17 protein-coding genes and 1 pseudogene are annotated in these 16785 nt (G+C 70.7%); 9 read left to right on the top strand and 9 right to left on the bottom strand.

The genetic code is table 11. The features are described from left to right. The coding region (locus ASC99_RS28145) for a 4-hydroxybenzoate 3-monooxygenase (RefSeq protein ID WP_057237260.1) at positions 1–906 on the bottom strand (906 nt) is incomplete at its 3' end. A gap of 101 nt (positions 907–1007) precedes the next feature. Then, on the bottom strand, positions 1008–1775 hold the full coding sequence (locus ASC99_RS28140; RefSeq protein ID WP_057237327.1) for an IclR family transcriptional regulator: 768 nt from the start codon (positions 1773–1775) through the stop codon (positions 1008–1010). 74 nt (positions 1776–1849) lie between these two features. Here ASC99_RS28140 and ASC99_RS41785 point away from each other — a divergent pair, with 74 nt between their 5' ends. Both ASC99_RS41785 and ASC99_RS41780 read left to right on the top strand, forming a co-directional pair. Continuing rightward, positions 1850–2242, top strand: coding sequence for a substrate-binding domain-containing protein (locus tag ASC99_RS41785; RefSeq protein ID WP_255359284.1), 393 nt, complete (start codon positions 1850–1852; stop codon positions 2240–2242). A gap of 59 nt (positions 2243–2301) precedes the next feature. Next, entirely contained in the window at positions 2302–2562 is a 261-nt protein-coding gene (locus tag ASC99_RS41780) for a substrate-binding domain-containing protein (RefSeq protein WP_255359283.1), read from the top strand. 80 nt (positions 2563–2642) lie between these two features. On the opposite strand, the gene ASC99_RS28130 is transcribed toward ASC99_RS41780, so the two are convergent. Then, the gene (locus ASC99_RS28130; RefSeq protein WP_057237258.1) at positions 2643–3383 is read right to left on the bottom strand and encodes a class I SAM-dependent methyltransferase; all 741 of its coding nucleotides are present in this window, start codon (positions 3381–3383) and stop codon (positions 2643–2645) included. A 229-nt stretch (positions 3384–3612) separates the two neighbouring features. Here ASC99_RS28130 and ASC99_RS28125 point away from each other — a divergent pair, with 229 nt between their 5' ends. Further along, the gene (locus ASC99_RS28125) at positions 3613–4332 is read left to right on the top strand and encodes a leucine-rich repeat domain-containing protein (RefSeq protein ID WP_057237256.1); all 720 of its coding nucleotides are present in this window, start codon (positions 3613–3615) and stop codon (positions 4330–4332) included. Positions 4333–4406: 74 nt separating this feature from the next. Here ASC99_RS28125 and ASC99_RS28120 read toward each other — a convergent pair whose 3' ends face one another. After that, entirely contained in the window at positions 4407–5825 is a 1419-nt protein-coding gene (locus tag ASC99_RS28120; protein WP_057237251.1) for a lamin tail domain-containing protein, read from the bottom strand. Between the two features lie 435 nt (positions 5826–6260). Between ASC99_RS28120 and ASC99_RS41295 the strand changes: the two are divergent. Then, positions 6261–6810, top strand: a pseudogene (locus tag ASC99_RS41295) (FAD-binding oxidoreductase); the annotation flags it as partial. 1 nt (position 6811) lies between these two features. Then, on the top strand, positions 6812–7564 hold a 753-nt coding region (locus ASC99_RS41290), incomplete at its 5' end, for a BBE domain-containing protein (RefSeq protein ID WP_235583160.1). Positions 7565–7597: 33 nt separating this feature from the next. On the opposite strand, the gene ASC99_RS28110 is transcribed toward ASC99_RS41290, so the two are convergent. Then, on the bottom strand, positions 7598–8377 hold the full coding sequence (locus ASC99_RS28110) for an NAD(P)H-dependent oxidoreductase (RefSeq protein WP_057237246.1): 780 nt from the start codon (positions 8375–8377) through the stop codon (positions 7598–7600). A gap of 168 nt (positions 8378–8545) precedes the next feature. Here ASC99_RS28110 and ASC99_RS28105 point away from each other — a divergent pair, with 168 nt between their 5' ends. Beyond that, entirely contained in the window at positions 8546–9394 is an 849-nt protein-coding gene (locus ASC99_RS28105; protein WP_057237242.1) for a helix-turn-helix transcriptional regulator, read from the top strand. Between the two features lie 32 nt (positions 9395–9426). Here ASC99_RS28105 and ASC99_RS28100 read toward each other — a convergent pair whose 3' ends face one another. The 4 genes from ASC99_RS28100 to ASC99_RS28085 all read right to left on the bottom strand — a co-directional run bounded on the left by ASC99_RS28100 (position 9427) and on the right by ASC99_RS28085 (position 13848). After that, the gene (locus tag ASC99_RS28100) at positions 9427–10116 is read right to left on the bottom strand and encodes a FadR/GntR family transcriptional regulator (protein ID WP_057237236.1); all 690 of its coding nucleotides are present in this window, start codon (positions 10114–10116) and stop codon (positions 9427–9429) included. 31 nt (positions 10117–10147) lie between these two features. Continuing rightward, complete coding sequence (locus tag ASC99_RS28095) at positions 10148–11179, bottom strand: ABC transporter permease (protein ID WP_057237233.1); 1032 nt, start codon at positions 11177–11179, stop codon at positions 10148–10150. Next, positions 11163–12719, bottom strand: coding sequence for a sugar ABC transporter ATP-binding protein (locus tag ASC99_RS28090; RefSeq protein ID WP_057237231.1), 1557 nt, complete (start codon positions 12717–12719; stop codon positions 11163–11165). Before ASC99_RS28090 ends, ASC99_RS28095 begins: the two co-directional genes overlap by 17 nt. Positions 12720–12798: 79 nt before the next feature. Beyond that, positions 12799–13848, bottom strand: a complete 1050-nt coding sequence (locus ASC99_RS28085) for a sugar ABC transporter substrate-binding protein (RefSeq protein ID WP_057237229.1) — start codon at positions 13846–13848, stop codon at positions 12799–12801. A 423-nt stretch (positions 13849–14271) separates the two neighbouring features. On the opposite strand from ASC99_RS28085, the gene ASC99_RS28080 reads away from it, so the two are divergent. From ASC99_RS28080 to ASC99_RS28070, 3 genes are all read left to right on the top strand, one after another. Next, positions 14272–15123 (top strand): fumarylacetoacetate hydrolase family protein, encoded by an 852-nt coding sequence (locus tag ASC99_RS28080; protein WP_057237223.1) that lies wholly within the window; start codon positions 14272–14274, stop codon positions 15121–15123. Positions 15124–15134: 11 nt separating this feature from the next. Next, positions 15135–16469, top strand: a complete 1335-nt coding sequence (locus ASC99_RS28075; protein ID WP_057237218.1) for an L-fuconate dehydratase — start codon at positions 15135–15137, stop codon at positions 16467–16469. Continuing rightward, a partial coding sequence (locus ASC99_RS28070; protein ID WP_157531797.1) for an SDR family NAD(P)-dependent oxidoreductase occupies positions 16466–16785 on the top strand: 320 nt, incomplete at its 3' end. The genes ASC99_RS28075 and ASC99_RS28070, both read left to right, overlap by 4 nt.

Genomic DNA, 16785 nt, shown 5'->3' with positions numbered 1-16785 from the left:
CGGCGGCACGGTGTGCGCGGCGTCGCCCGCGAGGGCCATCGAGCCCCAGCGCATCGGCTCCTGCACGAAGGAGCGGAACCGCAGCACCGTCCTGTCGAGGATCGGCCCCTCCGCGAGGCGGAAACCGTCCTGACCGGCCACCCGGGCCTGGAGCGTCTCCCAGATACGGTCGTCCGGCCAGGCGTCGACGGACTCGTCGGGGGCGCACTGGAAGTACATCCGCTGCACGCTCTCGGTCCGCCGGCTGATCAGCGCGAAGCCGAACTCGGAGTGGGCGTAGACCAGTTCGGGCGCGCTCATCGGTGCCTCGGCCATGATGCCGAACCACGCGAAGGGGTACTCCTTGCCGTAGCGCACCCGCCGGTCCTCGGGCACCAGATCGCGGCACCTGCCGCGTGACCCGTCCGCACCGACCACGTAGCGCGCCCGGATCTCATGCCGGGTCCCGTCGGGCGCGGTGTAGCGGACCCGGGGCGTGTCGGTCGCGAGGTCGAGGAGCTCGGTGTCCCGGACGCCGAAGTGGACCGTGCCGCCGTCGCGGTCCCGGGCGTCGGCAAGGTCGATGAACACGTCGGTCTGCGGGTAGAGCCAGACCGCCTCGCCCACCAGCTCCTTGAAGTCGATGCGGTGCGGCCGGCCGCCGAATCGGAGCTCGATGCCCTCGTGCTCGTGACCGTCGCGCAGGATCCGGTCACTGACGCCGGTCTCGACCAAGTCCCGGGCCGCATCGGCCTCGAGGATGCCGGCCCGCTGGGTCGTCTCGATCTCGTGCCGGGTGCGGGTGTCGACCACGATCGTCTCGACCCCGGCACGCCCGAGCAGGTGAGCCAGCATCAGGCCGGCCGGACCGGCACCGACGATGGCGACTGGAACCGGGGCAACGGTATCGACGGTGGCCTCGGCCATGGCATCTCCTGAGCGACTGCGAACGTTCCGAACACCCCGAACGTTGGCAGTCGGTACCGCGACCGGTCGCTAGCGTTTCCGTCAGGCGGAAGCCTCGCCTGTCAGGCCGTCGTGCGGGCGCGACGGCCGAGCTCGTCGGAAATCCCGTACGCAGCCCGCAGGAGCGGCTCGCGCAGTCCGCTCGCACGGTTGGCGCCACGCGCCGCGATGACGATCCCCAGCGCGGCGCTCACCGGCCCGGTCCGGCCGATCCGCACGGGGGCGGCCACCGCGACCGTGCTCTCCGAGAGCTGCCGGTCACTGACGAAGACCTGCTCGCGGCGGATCCGGTCCAGCTGCGCGCGCAGGGTCCTCGGGTCGGTGACGGTGTATGGGGTCCAGGCCCGCAGCGGGGATTCGAGGACCTCCTCCTGCACCTCCCGGGGCGCGTACGCGAGCAGCACCCGGCCCATCCCGGTGGAGCCGACGGGGAACCGGGACCCGACCATCGTCACCAGCTCCACCGACCGGTGGCCCGCGATCCGTTCGACGAACACGAGCTCGGTGCCCTCGCGCACCGCGAGCTGGATGTTCTCGTGCGTCGCCTCGTAGAGGTCCTGCATGAACGGCAGCGCCACATCGCGCAGGATCTGGGAGCGCGGGCATCCCGAGGCGATCTCCCAGAGCCTCAGCCCGACGTACCAGGACCCGTCCTCCCCGCGTTCGAGCGCTCCCCAGCCCGCCAGTTCGGTGACCACCCGGTGCGTGGTGCTCAGCGCCAGGCCCGCGCGCTGGGCGATCTCCGACAGCGTCTGTGACCTGCGTTCACGGTCGAAGGTCGAGAGGACTTCGAGGACTTTTCCAGCCGCCGTGCTCCGGGTTGTGCTCACCCGGTCAGTCTTGCAGACCGCCGTCGGGCGGCCCGATCGCGCGTCGTACCATCGGCCGGACACAAGGAGGCGACATGTACCGAGGGATCTCCGGCTTCTCCTCGATGGCGACGCGGCCGGTCCTGGCCGAGCTGTCCGCACAGATCCGACTCGATCACGGGATCGCGGTGCGTTTCGAGTCCGCCGGCGGGGTCGAGATCGCCCGGCGGGTGCGCGAGGGAGCCGGGGCCGATCTGCTCGTACTCGCCGACGGAGCACTCGCCGAGCTGGCGGACCAAGGACACCTCCGCGGGGGTACGGTCCGCCCGCTCTGGGTCTCTCAGGTCGTCGCCGCCGTGCCGGCCGGAACACCGGTTCCGGCGTTCGACGAGGTGCGCGACCTGCGGGCCGCCCTCCTGGCGGCCGAGCGGGTCGCCTACTCCACCGGCCCCAGCGGTACGGCCCTCCTCGATCTGATCGCCATCTGATCGCCCGGCTCGAACTCGCCGAGCCGCTCCGGGACCGGCTCGTCCAGGCGCCACCGGGAGTGCCGGTCGGCAGCCTGCTCGCGTCCGGCGCAGCCAACCTGGCGTTCCAGCAGCACAGCGAACTGATGGACCTGCCGGGAATCGTCATCGTCGGCCCGCTGCCGGGCGACTCCGCGATCTGCTCGACGTTCAGCGGCGGCGTACTGGCCGCATCGACCCAGCCGGACCGGGCCGCCGAAGTCCTCGACCTGCTCGGCTCCGAGGTGGCGTCGAAGACCGCCCGCGCAAGGGGCATGCGGGCCCCTGGCGACCACTGCTGACCGTGCCCACGAGCGCTGCCGAGAAGCGGCCCGTCCCGGCCCCGGCCGGACCGGCCGGACCGGGGACGGGCCGCCCGGCCTCAGGCGCGGCAGCGCAGCATCGTCAGCGGGGGGTTTCCGGCGAAGTCGTCCCAGAACTCCTGGCCGTGCTCGCGCACACCCGCAGCGGAGATCTCCAGGGGAACCCAGGTGACCTCGTTGAATCCGGCCGCCTGCAGAGACTTCTCCAGGACCTCGCGGCTGGGCGGGTTCGCGACGAACGAGATCGGCGGGTCGAGGAGCGCGGTGATCCTCACCCGCGGCCCGATCTCGGTCTCCTCACCGAGCGACTCGCACAGGAAGCCGTACTTGGCCAGCGACGGCCCGTCGAAACGGTAGTCCGGGTGCTGAGTGAAGACGAAGAACTCGGCGCCCGCCGCGAGGCTGCGGTGGATGACGCGACACATCCGCTCGATGGTGGCGACGTCCTCGGCGTAGTTGAACAACTGGACCGCGACGGCGATGTCGAAGGGCTGCTCGAAGGTGCGCAGCTCAGCGACGTCGCCGACCTCGTAGTGCACGCCCAGCGGTGCGCTGTCCTCCAGGCCCTGGGCAGCTTCGACCATTGCGGAGGAGATGTCGACACCGAGGACGTGGGATGCGCCGCGGCGCTTGAACTCCCGGCTGTAGAAGCCGGTTCCGGAGGCCAGGTCGAGGATCGACCTGCCCGTCACGTCACCGACGAGCTCGAGGAAGCCGGGCACCTCGCCGTAGCGCGTGAGCGGAAGGGTCTTGAAGCCCTCGAACGCCTCGCCGATCTCGTCGTACAGCTGACCACTCATCGTGCTGTTCCCCCTCAGTCCTTGGCGTCGGCCCTCGGAACAGGTCGCCGCCTCTGGCCGGAAGTCTCCCTCTCCCCGACCGGGGCGTCGTACTGGCAGAAGCCACAAAAATGCCTGGCCAACCGGCCGTACGCTCTGGATGCGCCGAGAATCTGAGGGCCTGTCAAGAAGCTCACGACAGACCCCGGTTGTCCCACCAGGGGTGGCGTCCTACGAGAGGGAAGAGACCGTGCGGCACGTACTGAACCTGTGGCGTCAGGAGCTCGGAGAGGTCCCCGAATCCGTCTGGCAGCAGACCGAACTCCAGGTGCTGATCCTGGCGGACAACGGACTCACCGCCCTCCCGCCGGGGATCGCCCGCTTGCAGCTGCTGAACACCCTGGACCTCGGCCACAACGCACTCGCCTCGGTACCCGCCGAGCTGGGCGAGCTGACCGGGCTCGGCGGCTGCCTCTACCTCCACGACAACCAGCTCGCACGGCTTCCGGATTCACTGGGAAACCTGACCCGGCTGCGCTACCTCAACGTCGGTGAGAACTCCCTCACTTCCCTGCCTGAAGCCATCGGAAGGATGACCGGCCTCATCGAGTTCAGGGCACAGCACAACCGCCTCACCACACTGCCGGACGCGATCGGCCGACTCCGCAATCTGCGTGAGCTCTGGCTCCGGGGGAACGCCGTCGAGCACCTGCCGCCGTCGACCGCCGAGCTGCACGAACTGCGCCACCTGGACCTCCGCGAGAACGCCCTGACCGAGGTGCCGCCGTCGCTGGCCGGCCTCCCTCGGCTGCGGCAGATCGACCTGCGGAGCAACCGCCTCGACCGACTGCCGGACTGGCTCGCCCAGATGCCCGCACTGGAGAAGCTGGACCTGCGCTGGAACGAGATCGACCCTTCCCTCCCGCTCCTGACCGACCTGGAGCGACAGGGCTGCGTCGTCCTGACCTGAACGACCCGCCGCACCCGCTCTCAACGCTGCGGCCCCGCCCCTGTGGAGGGCGGGGCCGCAGCGTTGACGGACGGTCAGCAGCTGATGGTGCCCTTGCGCAGCGCGTGGCCGCTCGTGTTGCTGTCGTCGGACCAGTACACGGGCTTGGAGCCGCTCACGCACTCACCGGAGCCGGCCAGGCTGAAGCCCTCGTTGTTGAGGTTGGCCATGCCGGTGGGGCGGTTGTAGACGGCGGTGGTGGCGAAGGCGCCGGCGGTGTTGACCTGCATGGTGCGGTGCTGGCCGTTGCAGGTGTCGTCGCAGACCACCCACAGGCGACCGGCCTGCGGCTCCCACTGCAGCTCCATGACGCCGCTCATCCCGCTGCTGACGGACGCGACCCGGGTGAAGCCGCCACCGTCCAGCAGGACGTAGCCGTGGACCGTGCCGGTGCCCTCGACGCCGACGAAGAACACCCCACCGCTGTGCGCGCCGTAGCCGGCCGGGTTGTAGGCGGCGCCGGTGGTGGCGTCCTTGAAGCCCGCGCCGGTCAGGTAGCTGTCGGGCACCCAGGTGACGGCCTCCAGGCCGCTGTTGGAGCCCACCGACGGCAGGTCGGAGGTGAGGTTCCACTCCCTGGTCGCGGTCAGCGAGGAACCGCTGCCGCTGACGTCGTACCGCAGGACCGACAGCCGGCTGGTGCCGGACACGTCGCCGTTGCGCTCGCTGGAGACGAACACCCCGCCCGCCGCACCGGCGCCGGTGACGGTGACGCCCTCACTGTCCACGGTGCCCGAACCGCCCGGGAAGCGGAGCGTCTTGCCGGCCGACCAGCCGTTCGCGGTGTCCGGCTGCCACCCGCCGGACCCGTTGCTGACGAGGCGCCAGAGCTTCCCGGAGTTCTGGGCACCCCACATCACGGTCCCCTCCTGGTAGAGGCCGCTGAGGTCCTGCCCGAACACGTTCGCGGCGTCGGCGGTCGCCACCGAGCTGCTGCCGGGCCAGGCCACGGGCGTGCCCCCGCCACCGGTACCGCCGCAGGCGTTCGCCGCGCCGAGCGTCAGCGCCGCCGCCTTGAACGCGCCGGTGCCGTCGGCACAGCGTGACCACGACGGGTTGGAGTGGCTGCTCCAGCTGAAGCTGTCGGCCAGCGTGCTGCCGTCCGCCAGGTACAGGCGCGCCTTGTCGGCGGAGCCCAGGCCGAAGGAGCTGTGCACGTCGAAGGCCCGGAACGCGCCCGGGGCCAGGCTCGTACCGGCGGCGACCTGGTACTTCGAGCTGTTGCTGTCGTCCTTCAGGATCCAGCCGGAGATGTCGACGGTCGCCGTGCCCTTGTTGTAGAGCTCGATCGAGTCGTTGACGTCTCCGGTGGTCACCACCTCGTTGATCCGGATGTCGTCCACCGGGGCCGCGTGGGCCGGGCCGACCGTCAGCGTGCCCGCAGCCAGCGCGAGGCCGGCGACAAGGAGGAGGGGAAGGCTGCGGTGCCACCGTTGTGCGGGCGATTCGGTCACGAGGTCCGTCCCAGGGTCGTTGCGTCAGGGCGGCACGAGAGTCGCGGCCCCGGCCGAATGGACCACCGCCGACAGGGGATGGTCCTGTGAACGGTGGCGGAACTGTGCGTGGGGCCACTCTCGGACCCACCTCCCAGGGGAGACCGTCGCTGACCCGCCGTCAACCCTCTGGTGGCGCAGCCTCGCGCGCCGTCGGCGGTTCCCGGACGAGGATGGCTGAGGATGGCCGCGAAGCGCGGCTGCGTGGTCGGCACGCGGTGCGCACCGTCATCGGGAGATGCGAGCACATGACGATGGATCGACGAGGGTTCCTGGCTGCTCTGGGGCTGGGCGGCACGTTGGCGCTGGCGGGGACGGCGGTGGGCGAGGCGCGGGCGGCGGCCCGCGGGCGGGCGGTGCCGGAGGCTGCTGCTGCCGGAGGACCAGGGGTACGGGGTGGCCAGGCTCGGGTACAACGAGCTGAACGACGGTCAGTTCCCGGCGGCGGTGGCCCGGTGCACCTCGGCAGCGGATGTACGCAGCTGCCTGGACGCGGCCCGCGGGCACGGGGTGCCGATCGCCGCGCGCAGCGGAGGGCACAGCTACCTCGGGTACAGCGTGCCGAACGGCGGGCTGGTGATGGACCTTCGGCCGATGGCGCAGGTCCAGGTGCAGCCCGACGGGACGGTGCAGGTCGGCGCGGGGGCCCGGCTGATCGAGGTGTACGCGGCACTGGCCGGGGCCGGGCGGCTGCTGCCGGCCGGCTCCTGCCCGACGGTGGGCGTCAGCGGGCTGGCGCTGGGCGGCGGGATCGGCGTGCTGACCCGCAAGTACGGGCTGACCTGCGACCGGCTGGTCTCGGCCGAGGTGGTCACCGCCGACTCCCGGGTGCTGACCGCCTCCGAGTCCTCCGAGCCGGATCTCTACTGGGCGCTGCGCGGCGGAGGCGGCGGCAACTTCGGCGTGGTCACCCGGTTCACCTTCAGCACCGAACCGGCGCCCGAACNCTCACCGTCTTCTCGCTGCGCTTCCCGGCCGGCTCGGCCGCTTCGGTGATCGGGGCCTGGCAGCAGTGGGTGGCGGACGCCCCGTCAGAACTGTGGTCGAACTGCGTCGTCTCCGGCGCTTCGTCACCGACCTGCCGGGTCGGCGGCTGCTACGTCGGGCCCCAGAGCGGGCTGGACCCGCTGCTGGACCAGCTGGTCTCCGCCGCAGCCACCCAGCCGACCTCCCGCACCGCCCAGACCAAGAGCTACCTCGACGCGATGAAGTACATGGCAGGCTGCGCGAACGACACCATCGCCCAGTGCCACCCCGTCTCCGAGGGCGGGCTGCTCCCCCGGGAGGCGTTCGTCGCCGCCTCCCGCATCCTCGACACCTCGCTGGACCCGCAGCAGATCACCCAGCTGATGACCGGTCACACCGGCGTCGACCTCCTGCTCGACTCTCTCGGCGGCGAGGTCTCCCGGCTCGCCCCCGACGCGACCGCCTTCCCGCACCGCTCCGCACTCGCCTCCGCCCAGATCTACGCGAGCACCACACTCGCGGGCAAGGCCGCGGCCACCGCCACGGTGGACACCATCCGCGACGGGCTCGGGGCGCTCGGCGCGACGGGAGCGTACGTCAACTACATCGACGCAACCCTGCCCGACTGGGGCACCGCCTACTACGGCGACAACCTGCACCGCCTCAAGGCGGTGGCCCGGCGCTACGACCCGGACCAGGTCTTCACGTTCCCCCAGTCGGTGGCCTGCGCCTGAGCCCCCGGGACCGCCCTGACCGGCGAACCGAAGCTAGCCGCGCACGTGCAGCCCGAAGCCCGTCCGGCCCGTGGGCTCCACACCTTCCTTGAGCTGCAGCGAGGGGATCTCGTAGTCGCCGAAGTTCTGCCGCCGGTACGCGATCGGCTCGGTCGACTCCAGGGTGAGCAGGCGCTGCTCCCAGGCCTTGGCGACGTCCGGGTAGTCCTCGGCGGTCAGCCGGTCGGCGCCGTACAGCACGAACGGCGGCAGCACCTCGATGCCCGGGTGGTAGAGGATGCCGTGCTGGATCGGGAACAGCAGATCGTCGATGGGGCCGTTGATCCCGCGGGCGGAGTAGTGCGACTCCGGGCCGCCGGTGGTCACCGACAGCAGAGCCCTGCGGCCCGCGAGGGTGCCTTCGCCGAAGCGCTCGCCGTACTTGGTGGCGCTGTGCTCGCCGACGCCGTACGCGAAGCGGTGGGTGAACACCCGGTCCACCCAGCCCTTGAGGATCGCGGGCATGGTGTACCACCACAGCGGGAACTGGAGGATGATCGTGTCGGCCCACAGCAGCTTCTCCTGCTCGGCGAGGACGTCCGGGGTGAGCGTCCCGGCCTCGAAAGCCCGGCCCGAGTCCAGGGCGACCTTCAGCGGGCTCGAGGCGTCGGGGCCGTAGTCCGCGGCGTCCACGACCGCCTTCCAGTTCATCGCGTACAGGTCGCTCACCCGTACCTCGTGCCCGGCGGTCTCCAACGTGGTCACCGCGAGGTCCTTCAGCGAGCTGTTGAGCGACTTCGGCTCCGGGTGGGCATGGACGATCAGCGTCTTCATGGGAAGTCCTTCGGGTCGGGGGCCCTTGGGTCGGGGCCTTCGGATCGGATGCCTTCGATTCTGGGCACTCCGGCGCCCGGCGTTCAGGGGCGCCGCTTCCGTCGGACCGGACTTCCTGGTACTGGCAGGACCACCCTCAAGCGCACCACCTGCAGCCATACTTGGGGAATGGACGATCTTGCGGGCTTCCTGCGGACCCGGCGTTCCCGGGTCGACCCGGCGGCCGCCGGCATCCCCACCGACAGCCGTCGGCGGGTCGAAGGGCTCCGCCGCGAGGAGGTCGCGCACCTCTCCGGGGTCAGCGTCGACTACTACGTACGCCTCGAGCAGGGCCGCGCGACCCAGCCCTCCGGCCAGGTCCTCGACGCGCTCGCCCGCGTGCTCGGCCTCGACGAGACCGAACGCGACCACCTCTGCCGACTCGCCGGGAAGCGTCGCCGCCGGGCGAAGGCGCCGAGCTCCCGGGTCCGCCCGGAGCTGCTACGCGTCCTCGGTCTGGTCGCCGACGCACCCGCGGTGATCATGGACCACCGCCTGGACGTACTCGCCGGGAACCGCCTCGCCGGACTCCTCTACGGCCGGCCGCTGCCGGGCCTGAACATCGCCCGGAACATCTTCCTCGAGGAGACCGAGCGCGGCCTGTACGCGGACTGGGAGAACTGCACCCTCGACGTGGTCGGACACCTGCGCCTGGCCGCCGGCAAATTCCCCGATGACCCTCGACTGGCCTCGCTCATCGGCGAGTTGGCGATGGGCAGCGAGCGCTTCCGCCGCCTCTGGGCCCGCGCGGACGTCCGCGCCCGCACACACGGACGCAAGGCGTACCGGCACCCGCTGGTCGGACTGCTGGAACTGCACCACGAGAACTTCGCGCTGCCGGACGAATCCGGCATGGAGCTGCTGGTGATGTCCGCGGCCCCCGGCAGCTCCGCCGAGGACGGGCTGCGCCTGCTCGCGGGCCTGGGCGCGGACGGCGGCGACGCGCGCCCCGCAGTGAACGCCCAGGCCCGCGAGTAATCTTCCCGCGAGGCGGCGCTGACCACCGCCCGTTATCGGCGAGCATGAGTGACGGTTCCGGTGGCCAGCCAGTCCTCGACGGCTGCGACGTGCACGGCGCTGGCGCCGGCGGCGAGCCCGGCGTCCCGGGCGGTGAGCGCCCGCCAGATGGCTTCGTGTTCGCGGTGGGCCTGTGCGCGGGCGGGCGCGTCATGGGTGCCGCGGACGATGCGCAGCCGTTGGGTGTGGGTGGAGAGGATGCCCAGCAGGGTGGAGAGGACGGGGTTGCCGACCGAGTCGGCGATGGTGCGGTGGAATTCGATGTCCAGCTCGATGAACTCCTCGATGCCGACGTCGGAGGCGCTCCGGTCGAGGATCGACCGGAGCACCGACAGCTCCTTCCCGGTCAGGCGGCCGGCCGCCAGGGCCGTGGCCTGGGGTTCCAACAGGCGGCGTACCTGGAGCAGTTGGTGAGCGGTGTGGCCGTGCGAGACGTCGGCGGCGAAGGCCATGGCTTCCAGGAGCAGGTGCGGCTCAAGGCCGGAGACGTAGGTGCCGTCGCCCTGCCTGGGGACCAGGATCCGCATCGCGGTGAGCGCTCGGACGGCCTCGCGCAGGGAGTTCCGGGACAGGCCGAGCTGGTCGGCGAGGTCGGCCTCGTTGGGCAGTCGGGCTCCCGGCTGCAGGGTGCCGGAGACGATCATGTCCTTGATCTTCTCGATGGCCAGGTCGGTCACCGCCATCGTGGGGTCCCTCCTTCACTGCGCGGCCGGGTCACTCCTGCTTCTCGCCGGAGGCGAAGCGGGAGATGGTCAACGCGACGATGATGATCGCGCCGTTGAGGAACTGGTTCCACAGTGGAGGTACGCCGCCCAACGTCATGACGTTGAGCACGAGTTGGAGCGTCAGCACACCGGTGAGAGCGCCGAAGAGGGTGCCGCGCCCGCCGTTGAGGCTGACGCCGCCGATGACGGTGGCGGCGAAGACCTGGAAGATCCAGCCGTTGCCCTGGTCGGCGGAGATGGAGCCGTAGTGGCCGGTGTAGAGGATGCCGGCGAAGGCGGCGAGCAGGCTGCCGACGATGAGTACGGCCCAGGTGATCCGGTCGACCCGGATGCCGGCGGCGCGGGCGGCCTCGGCGTTGCCGCCGATCGCGTACAGGGCGCGGCCGTGGCGCAGCCAGGCGAGCGCGCTGCCGCCGATCAGGAACAGCAGGCCGCAGATCCAGATCGCGGCGGGGACGCCGAGCCAGCTGGTGCGGCCGAGGTAGGTGAAGGAGCCGGGCAGGTTGACGATCGACTGCCCCTGGGAGACGGCTACCTGGAGGCCGCGCAGCAGCGTGAGCGCACCGAGGGTGACGATGAAGCCGTTGAGACGCAGCTTGAGGATCAGGAAGCCGTTGATCGCTCCGATGACCGCGCCGACCAGCAGGCACAGCGGGATGGCCGTCCACTCGGGGAACAGCCCCAGGCCGGTGAAGCGCGCGCCGTGGTCGGCCGCGACCAGCCAGATGGCGATGACCGGGGCCACGCCGATCGTGGACTCCAGCGAGAGGTCCATCCGGCCGGCGATCAGGATCAGTGCCTCGGCCAGCACCAGCAGGCTCAGCTCGGTGGCCTGCTGGCCGACGCCGAGCAGGTTGGCCGAGGTCAGGAAGGCCGGCGAGACCGCGAACCCGATGATCCCCAGGACGAGCAGGACCGGGACGAGGGACAGGTCGCGGTAGCGGGCCAGCTGGAAGCGGGGTTCGGCGGGTGCGGGGACGGCGGTGGCCGACAGCGCGCGGACCTCAGTGGTGGGTGACATGGATTTCCTTCGTATCGGTCGGGCCGGCCATGCCCTCCATGGCTGAGACCAGTTGTTCGTCGCTCCAGCCGGGTGTGTACTCGGCGACGACGCGGCCGTGGAACATGACCAGTACGCGGTCGCAGACCCGCAGGTCGTCGAGTTCGTCGGACACGATCAGGGCGCTCTTCCCGGCGTCGGCGACCTGGCGGACGGTGCCGAGCAGGGACTCCTTGGACTTGACGTCGACGCCGTTGGTCGGGCGGATGGCGACCAGCACGTGCGGCTCGGTCGCCAGTGCCCGGGCGATGACGACCTTCTGCTGGTTGCCGCCGGACAGCGCGGACACCGGGGCGGCGGCACTGGGCGTCTTGATGTCCAGTCCGGTGATCATCCGCTCGGCGAAGGCCCGGGTCCGCGAGGGCAGCACCGTGCCGAACGGACCGAGTTGGTCGGTGACGGTCAGGGTGGCGTTCTCGGCGACGCTGCGCTGCGGGATCAGGCCCTGGATGTGCCGGTCCTCGGGGACGAAGCCGATGCCGGCCGCGAGGGCGGCGGGGACCTGGCCGGTGCGCACCCGGCGGCCCGCGACGGTGATGCTGCCGGTCTGCGGGCGGTGCAGTCCGGCGATGGTCTCGCCGAGCCGGACGTTGCCGCTGGCAGCGGCCCCGGCCAGGCCCACGACCTCACCGGGGTGCGCGGTCAGCGAGAAGTCCCGGTAGGCACCGGCCAGGCTGAGCCCGGCGACCTCCAGCAGCGGGGCGCCGTCCTGGCGCTGACGGCCCGTCACCGACCAGGCGGGCTCGGTGGCCCGGGCGCTCTCGCCGGTCATCGCCTCCACCAGGGCCTGCTGGTCCAGCTCGGCGACCGGCGCGGTGACGATGTGCCGGGCGTCCCGGTAGACCGTGACGGTGGCGCAGAGGTCGTAGACCTCCTGCAGGTGATGCGAGATGAACAGGAAAGCGACGCCCTGTTCCTGGAGCGAGCGCAGCTTGTCGAAGAGCTTCTCGATGCCGCGCGCGTCAAGTTTGGCGGTGGGCTCGTCGAGGATGATGAACCGGGCGCCGAACGAGAGCGCGCGGGCGATCTCGACGAACTGGCGCTGCTCGACGGTGAGGTCCTCGGCACGCGCGGTCGGATCGACCTCGACGCCGTACTCGGCGAGCAACTCGGTTGCACGGTTACGCAGTTGCTTCCAACTGATCGGGCGCAGCGCACCACTGCTCTGCCGGCCCAGAAAGAGGTTCTCGGCGACGGTCAGCGCCGGGATGATGGTGGAACGCTGGTAGACGCAGGCGACCTTGGAGCGCCAGGCGTCGGTGTCGGCGGGTGCTGGGGCCGGCTCGCCGTTGAAGCGCAGGGTGCCGGTGTCGGGGTTCTGCAGCCCGGTGAGGACCGAGACGAGGGTGGACTTGCCCGCGCCGTTGCGGCCCACCAGCGCGTGCGACTCGCCGGGCGCGACCGAGATACGGGCGTCGCTGAGCGCGACGGTGGCGCCGAAGCGCTTGCTGATCCCGTCGGCCTCGACGACGGGGCCCCCGACGGGGCTGGGGTCCGCCATGGCGGGTCCTTTCAAGGTCGACCCCGTGAGCGGCGGTGCGGATGGGGTGTCGGTCCGCCGCTCACGGGAGCTGATGGGGTCACTTGCCGACGTTGTTGCCCCAGAGGGTCTTGTCGTCGACGTTCTCCTTGGTGACCAGCGGGGCAGGCAGCTGGTCCTCCAGGCCGTTGGGCAGTTGGATGACGGTGGAGTCGTGGTCGGTCGCGCCGGGCTGGAAGGTCTTGCCCTCGGCGGCGGCCTTTGCGTAGAACAGGGCGTACTTGGCGTAGAGGTCCGCGGGCTGCGAGACGGTGGCGTCGATGTCGCCCTTGCGGATCGCGTCGAACTCCTGCGGGATGCCGTCGTTGGAGATGATCGCGATGTGACCGCTCTGCCCGGCGGGCTTGAGCAGGCCCTTCTGCTCGAGCAGGGCGAGGGTGGGCTGCAGGAAGACGCCGCCGGCCTGCATGTAGATGCCGCCGAGGTCGGGGTTGGCGGCCAGGGTGGACTGGAGCTTGGCGGAGGCGACGTCGCCCTTCCAGTCGGTGGCCAGCTCGATCACTCGGATGTCGGGGAACTTCTCCTTCATGCAGGCCGCGAAGGCCTCGGAGCGGTCGCGCCCGTTGATGGAGCTCAGCGAGCCCTGGAGCTCGGCGACCTTGCCCTTGCCGCCGAGCTGCTTGCCGAGGAACTCGCAGGCCTTGGTGCCGTACGCCTTGTTGTCGGCGCGCACCACCATGTAGACGTTCCCCTTGTCGGGGCGGGTGTCGACGCTGACCACCGGGATCTTCTTCCCGGACAGCGCCTCCAGGGTGGAGGCGATCGCACCGGTGTCCTGCGGGGCCATCACGACGGCCTTGGCACCGGTGTTCTGGAAGACCTGGACGTTGGCGACCAGCTTGGTCACGTCGTTCTGCGAGTTGCTGACCGGCAGGGTGTTCAGGCCCTGGGACGAGGTCTCCTGCTTGATGTACTGCGCGTAGGAGTTCCAGAAGTCGGAGTCCGTGCGGGGCAGGTCGATGCCGATCGCCGGCTTGCCGCCGGAGGCGGACGAGTCCGAGTCGCTGCCGCGGTTGCAGGCCGTGGCGAACCCGGCCAGGACGACCACGGTGGCGGCGATGGCCGCGACTCTGGGGGACCGAAGCTTCATGGTGCTGATCTCCTTGGAGGGATGTCCGGTGCCACTGCCGGGGCAGGAGGGAGCCGGTACGGGCCGGCACGGTGGGAAAGCCCGGCCCTCATCCAGGAGGGAGGCCGGGGGACCATGCTTCCCGCAGTCATCGGACGGCTTGCGGTACCGAGGACCTTACGAGCCGGAAACATAGCTGACAAGAGGAAACCTCGGATGAATCTCAAACCGTGACACCCCGACCTCCGAGCCATACTCCAGAAGCGCGTCATATCCGCTCTGAGCTGCACAGATCGGCACTCGAACACTGGTCGCGATCACAAACATCGGAGGACTTCTTGCGAGGGTGCGGCCATCGCTCGTATGGTCAGGGCACTGCAGATTCATCCGATGTGTTGGCTGGAGAGCCTCGGTCTCTGGCGCGCGACGACAGGAGATCAAGCCATGAAGCTACTGCGCATCGGGGCACCCGGAGAAGAGACCCCGGCCGTCCTCGACGACAACGGCGCCGTCTTCTCCCTCACGGGCCTGACCGCCGACATCGACGGCGCGTTCCTCGCCTCGGACGGAATCGACCGGGTCAGGAACGCCCTGGCCAAAGGTGCCCTGCCGCTCATCGACACGGCCGGCCTGCGGACCGGCGCGCCCATCGCCCGCCCGGGCAAGGTCGTGTGCGTCGGCCTCAACTACCGGGACCACGCCGAAGAGACCGGGGCGCCCGTTCCCGAACGGCCGGTGGTCTTCATGAAGGACCCCTCCACCGTGGTCGGTCCCTTCGACCAGGTGCTGATCCCGCGCGGTTCGGTGAAGACCGACTGGGAGGTGGAGCTCGCCGTCGTCATCGGCCGCCAGGCCCGCTACCTGGCAAGCCCGGCCGAGGCCGCCGACCACATCGCGGGCTACGCGATCAGCAACGACGTCTCGGAGCGGGAGTTCCAGTTGGAGTACTCCGCGCAGTGGGACCTCGGCAAGTCCTGCGAGAGCTTCAACCCGCTGGGGCCCTGGCTGGTCACCCCGGACGAGGTGACGGACCCTCAGGCGCTCGGCCTGCGGCTGACCGTCAACGGCGACGTCCGCCAGAACGGCGACACCAAGAACATGATCTTCGACGTGCCGTACCTGGTCTGGTATCTCAGCCAGTACATGGTGCTCAACCCCGGTGACGTCATCAACACCGGCACCCCGGCCGGTGTGGCCCTCGGCCTGCCCGGTACCCCCTACCTGCGCGCGGGCGACACCGTCAAGCTGACCATCGACGGTCTCGGCACCCAGCGCCAGACCTTCATCAACGCGTGAAAGGCACCGAGTTGTCCGCAACAACCGCGCGGATCACCGCCGTCGACACCTACGACATCCGCTTCCCCACCTCGCGGGAGCTGGACGGGTCCGACGCGATGAATCCCGACCCCGACTACTCCGCCGCTTACGTCGTCCTGCGCACCTCCGCGGGCGGCCACGAGGGCCACGGCTTCACCTTCACCATCGGCCGTGGCAACGACGTCCAGGTCGCCGCCATCGACGCGCTGCGCGAGCACACCGTCGGACGTTCCGTCGCCGACCTGTGCGCCGACCCCGGCTCCCTGTACCGCGACCTGATCGGCGACAGCCAGCTGCGCTGGCTCGGCCCCGAGAAGGGCGTGATGCACATGGCCATCGGCGCCGTCGTCAACGCCGTCTGGGACCTGGCGGCCAAGTGCGCGGGCAAGCCGCTGTGGCAGCTGCTCGCCGACGCCGACCCGGCGTGGCTGGTCTCGCAGGTCGACTTCCGCTACATCGCCGACGCGCTCACTCCCGAGGACGCGCTGGAACTCCTGGTCAGGGGCAGGCAGGGTGCAGCTGAGCGCGCCGAACTCCTGCTGCGCGACGGCTACCCGGCCTACACCACCTCCCCCGGCTGGCTCGGCTACTCCGACGAGAAGCTCACCCGGCTCGCCAAGCAGGCCGTCGCCGACGGCTTCACCCAGATCAAGCTGAAGGTCGGCGCCGACCTCGCCGACGACATCCGCCGCTGCCGGGCCGCCCGCGAGGCCGTCGGGCCGGACATCCGGATGGCCATCGACGCCAACCAGCGCTGGAACGTCGCGGAGGCCGTCGAATGGACGAACGCCCTCGCCGAGTTCGACCCGTACTGGATCGAGGAGCCCACCAGCCCCGACGACATCCTCGGCCACGCCGCCATCCGACGGGGCGTCAGCCCGGTCAAGGTCGCCACCGGCGAGCACGTGCAGAACCGGATCGTCTTCAAGCAGCTCCTCCAGGCCGACGCGATCGACATCCTCCAGCTGGACTCCGCCCGGGTGGCCGGCGTCAACGAGAACCTCGCCATCCTGCTGCTCGCCGCGAAGTTCGGCGTCCCGGTCTGCCCGCACGCCGGGGGCGTGGGCCTGTGCGAACTCGTCCAGCACCTGTCGATGTTCGACTACGTCGCCCTCTCCGGCACCACCGAGGACCGCGTCATCGAGTTCGTCGACCACCTGCACCAGCACTTCCCCGACCCGGCCACGGTGACCGGCGGCCGCTACCGGACACCCACCACGCCCGGCTTCTCCGCCACCATGCACCAGGCCAGCATCGACACCTACACCTACCCCGGCGGCGCGTTCTGGGCCGCCGACCTTGCCGACCAGGAGGCGCAGGCATGACCACCGACCTCGACGGGCTCACCGCCCTGGTCACCGGCGGCGCCTCCGGCATCGGCCTGGCCACCGCCCGACTGCTCGGCGAACGCGGCGCGGACGTCGCGGTGCTGGACCTCGACCCGTCCGGCGCCGGCGCCCCGCTGCGCGGCTACACCGCCGACGTCGCCGACGACCGGTCCGTTCGCGCGGCCGTCCAGGCGGCGGCCGAAGCGCTCGGCGGCATCGACATCCTGGTCAACAACGCGGGTATCGGCGCCATGGGCACCGTGGAGGACAACGACGACGAGCAGTGGCACCGGGTTCTCGACATCAACCTGCT

The sequence above is a fragment of the Kitasatospora sp. Root107 genome (assembly GCF_001424875.1).
Classification (GTDB): Bacteria; Actinomycetota; Actinomycetes; order Streptomycetales; family Streptomycetaceae; genus Kitasatospora.
The sequence above is the reverse complement of the archived record's forward strand: the minus strand, read 5'-3'. Positions and strand labels throughout refer to the sequence as shown.

Excerpts from the sequence above, each read along its gene's own strand:
- ASC99_RS41785 (WP_255359284.1), top strand. The coding sequence starts at position 1,850 with ATGTACCGAGGGATCTCCGGCTTCTCCTCGATGGCGACGCGGCCGGTC.
- ASC99_RS28130 (WP_057237258.1), bottom strand. The coding sequence starts at position 3,383 with ATGAGTGGTCAGCTGTACGACGAGATCGGCGAGGCGTTCGAGGGCTTC.
- ASC99_RS28110 (WP_057237246.1), bottom strand. The coding sequence starts at position 8,377 with ATGAAGACGCTGATCGTCCATGCCCACCCGGAGCCGAAGTCGCTCAAC.
- ASC99_RS28105 (WP_057237242.1), top strand. The coding sequence starts at position 8,546 with ATGGACGATCTTGCGGGCTTCCTGCGGACCCGGCGTTCCCGGGTCGAC.
- ASC99_RS28100 (WP_057237236.1), bottom strand. The coding sequence starts at position 10,116 with ATGGCGGTGACCGACCTGGCCATCGAGAAGATCAAGGACATGATCGTC.
- ASC99_RS28095 (WP_057237233.1), bottom strand. The coding sequence starts at position 11,179 with ATGTCACCCACCACTGAGGTCCGCGCGCTGTCGGCCACCGCCGTCCCC.
- ASC99_RS28090 (WP_057237231.1), bottom strand. The coding sequence starts at position 12,719 with ATGGCGGACCCCAGCCCCGTCGGGGGCCCCGTCGTCGAGGCCGACGGG.
- ASC99_RS28085 (WP_057237229.1), bottom strand. The coding sequence starts at position 13,848 with ATGAAGCTTCGGTCCCCCAGAGTCGCGGCCATCGCCGCCACCGTGGTC.
- ASC99_RS28080 (WP_057237223.1), top strand. The coding sequence starts at position 14,272 with ATGAAGCTACTGCGCATCGGGGCACCCGGAGAAGAGACCCCGGCCGTC.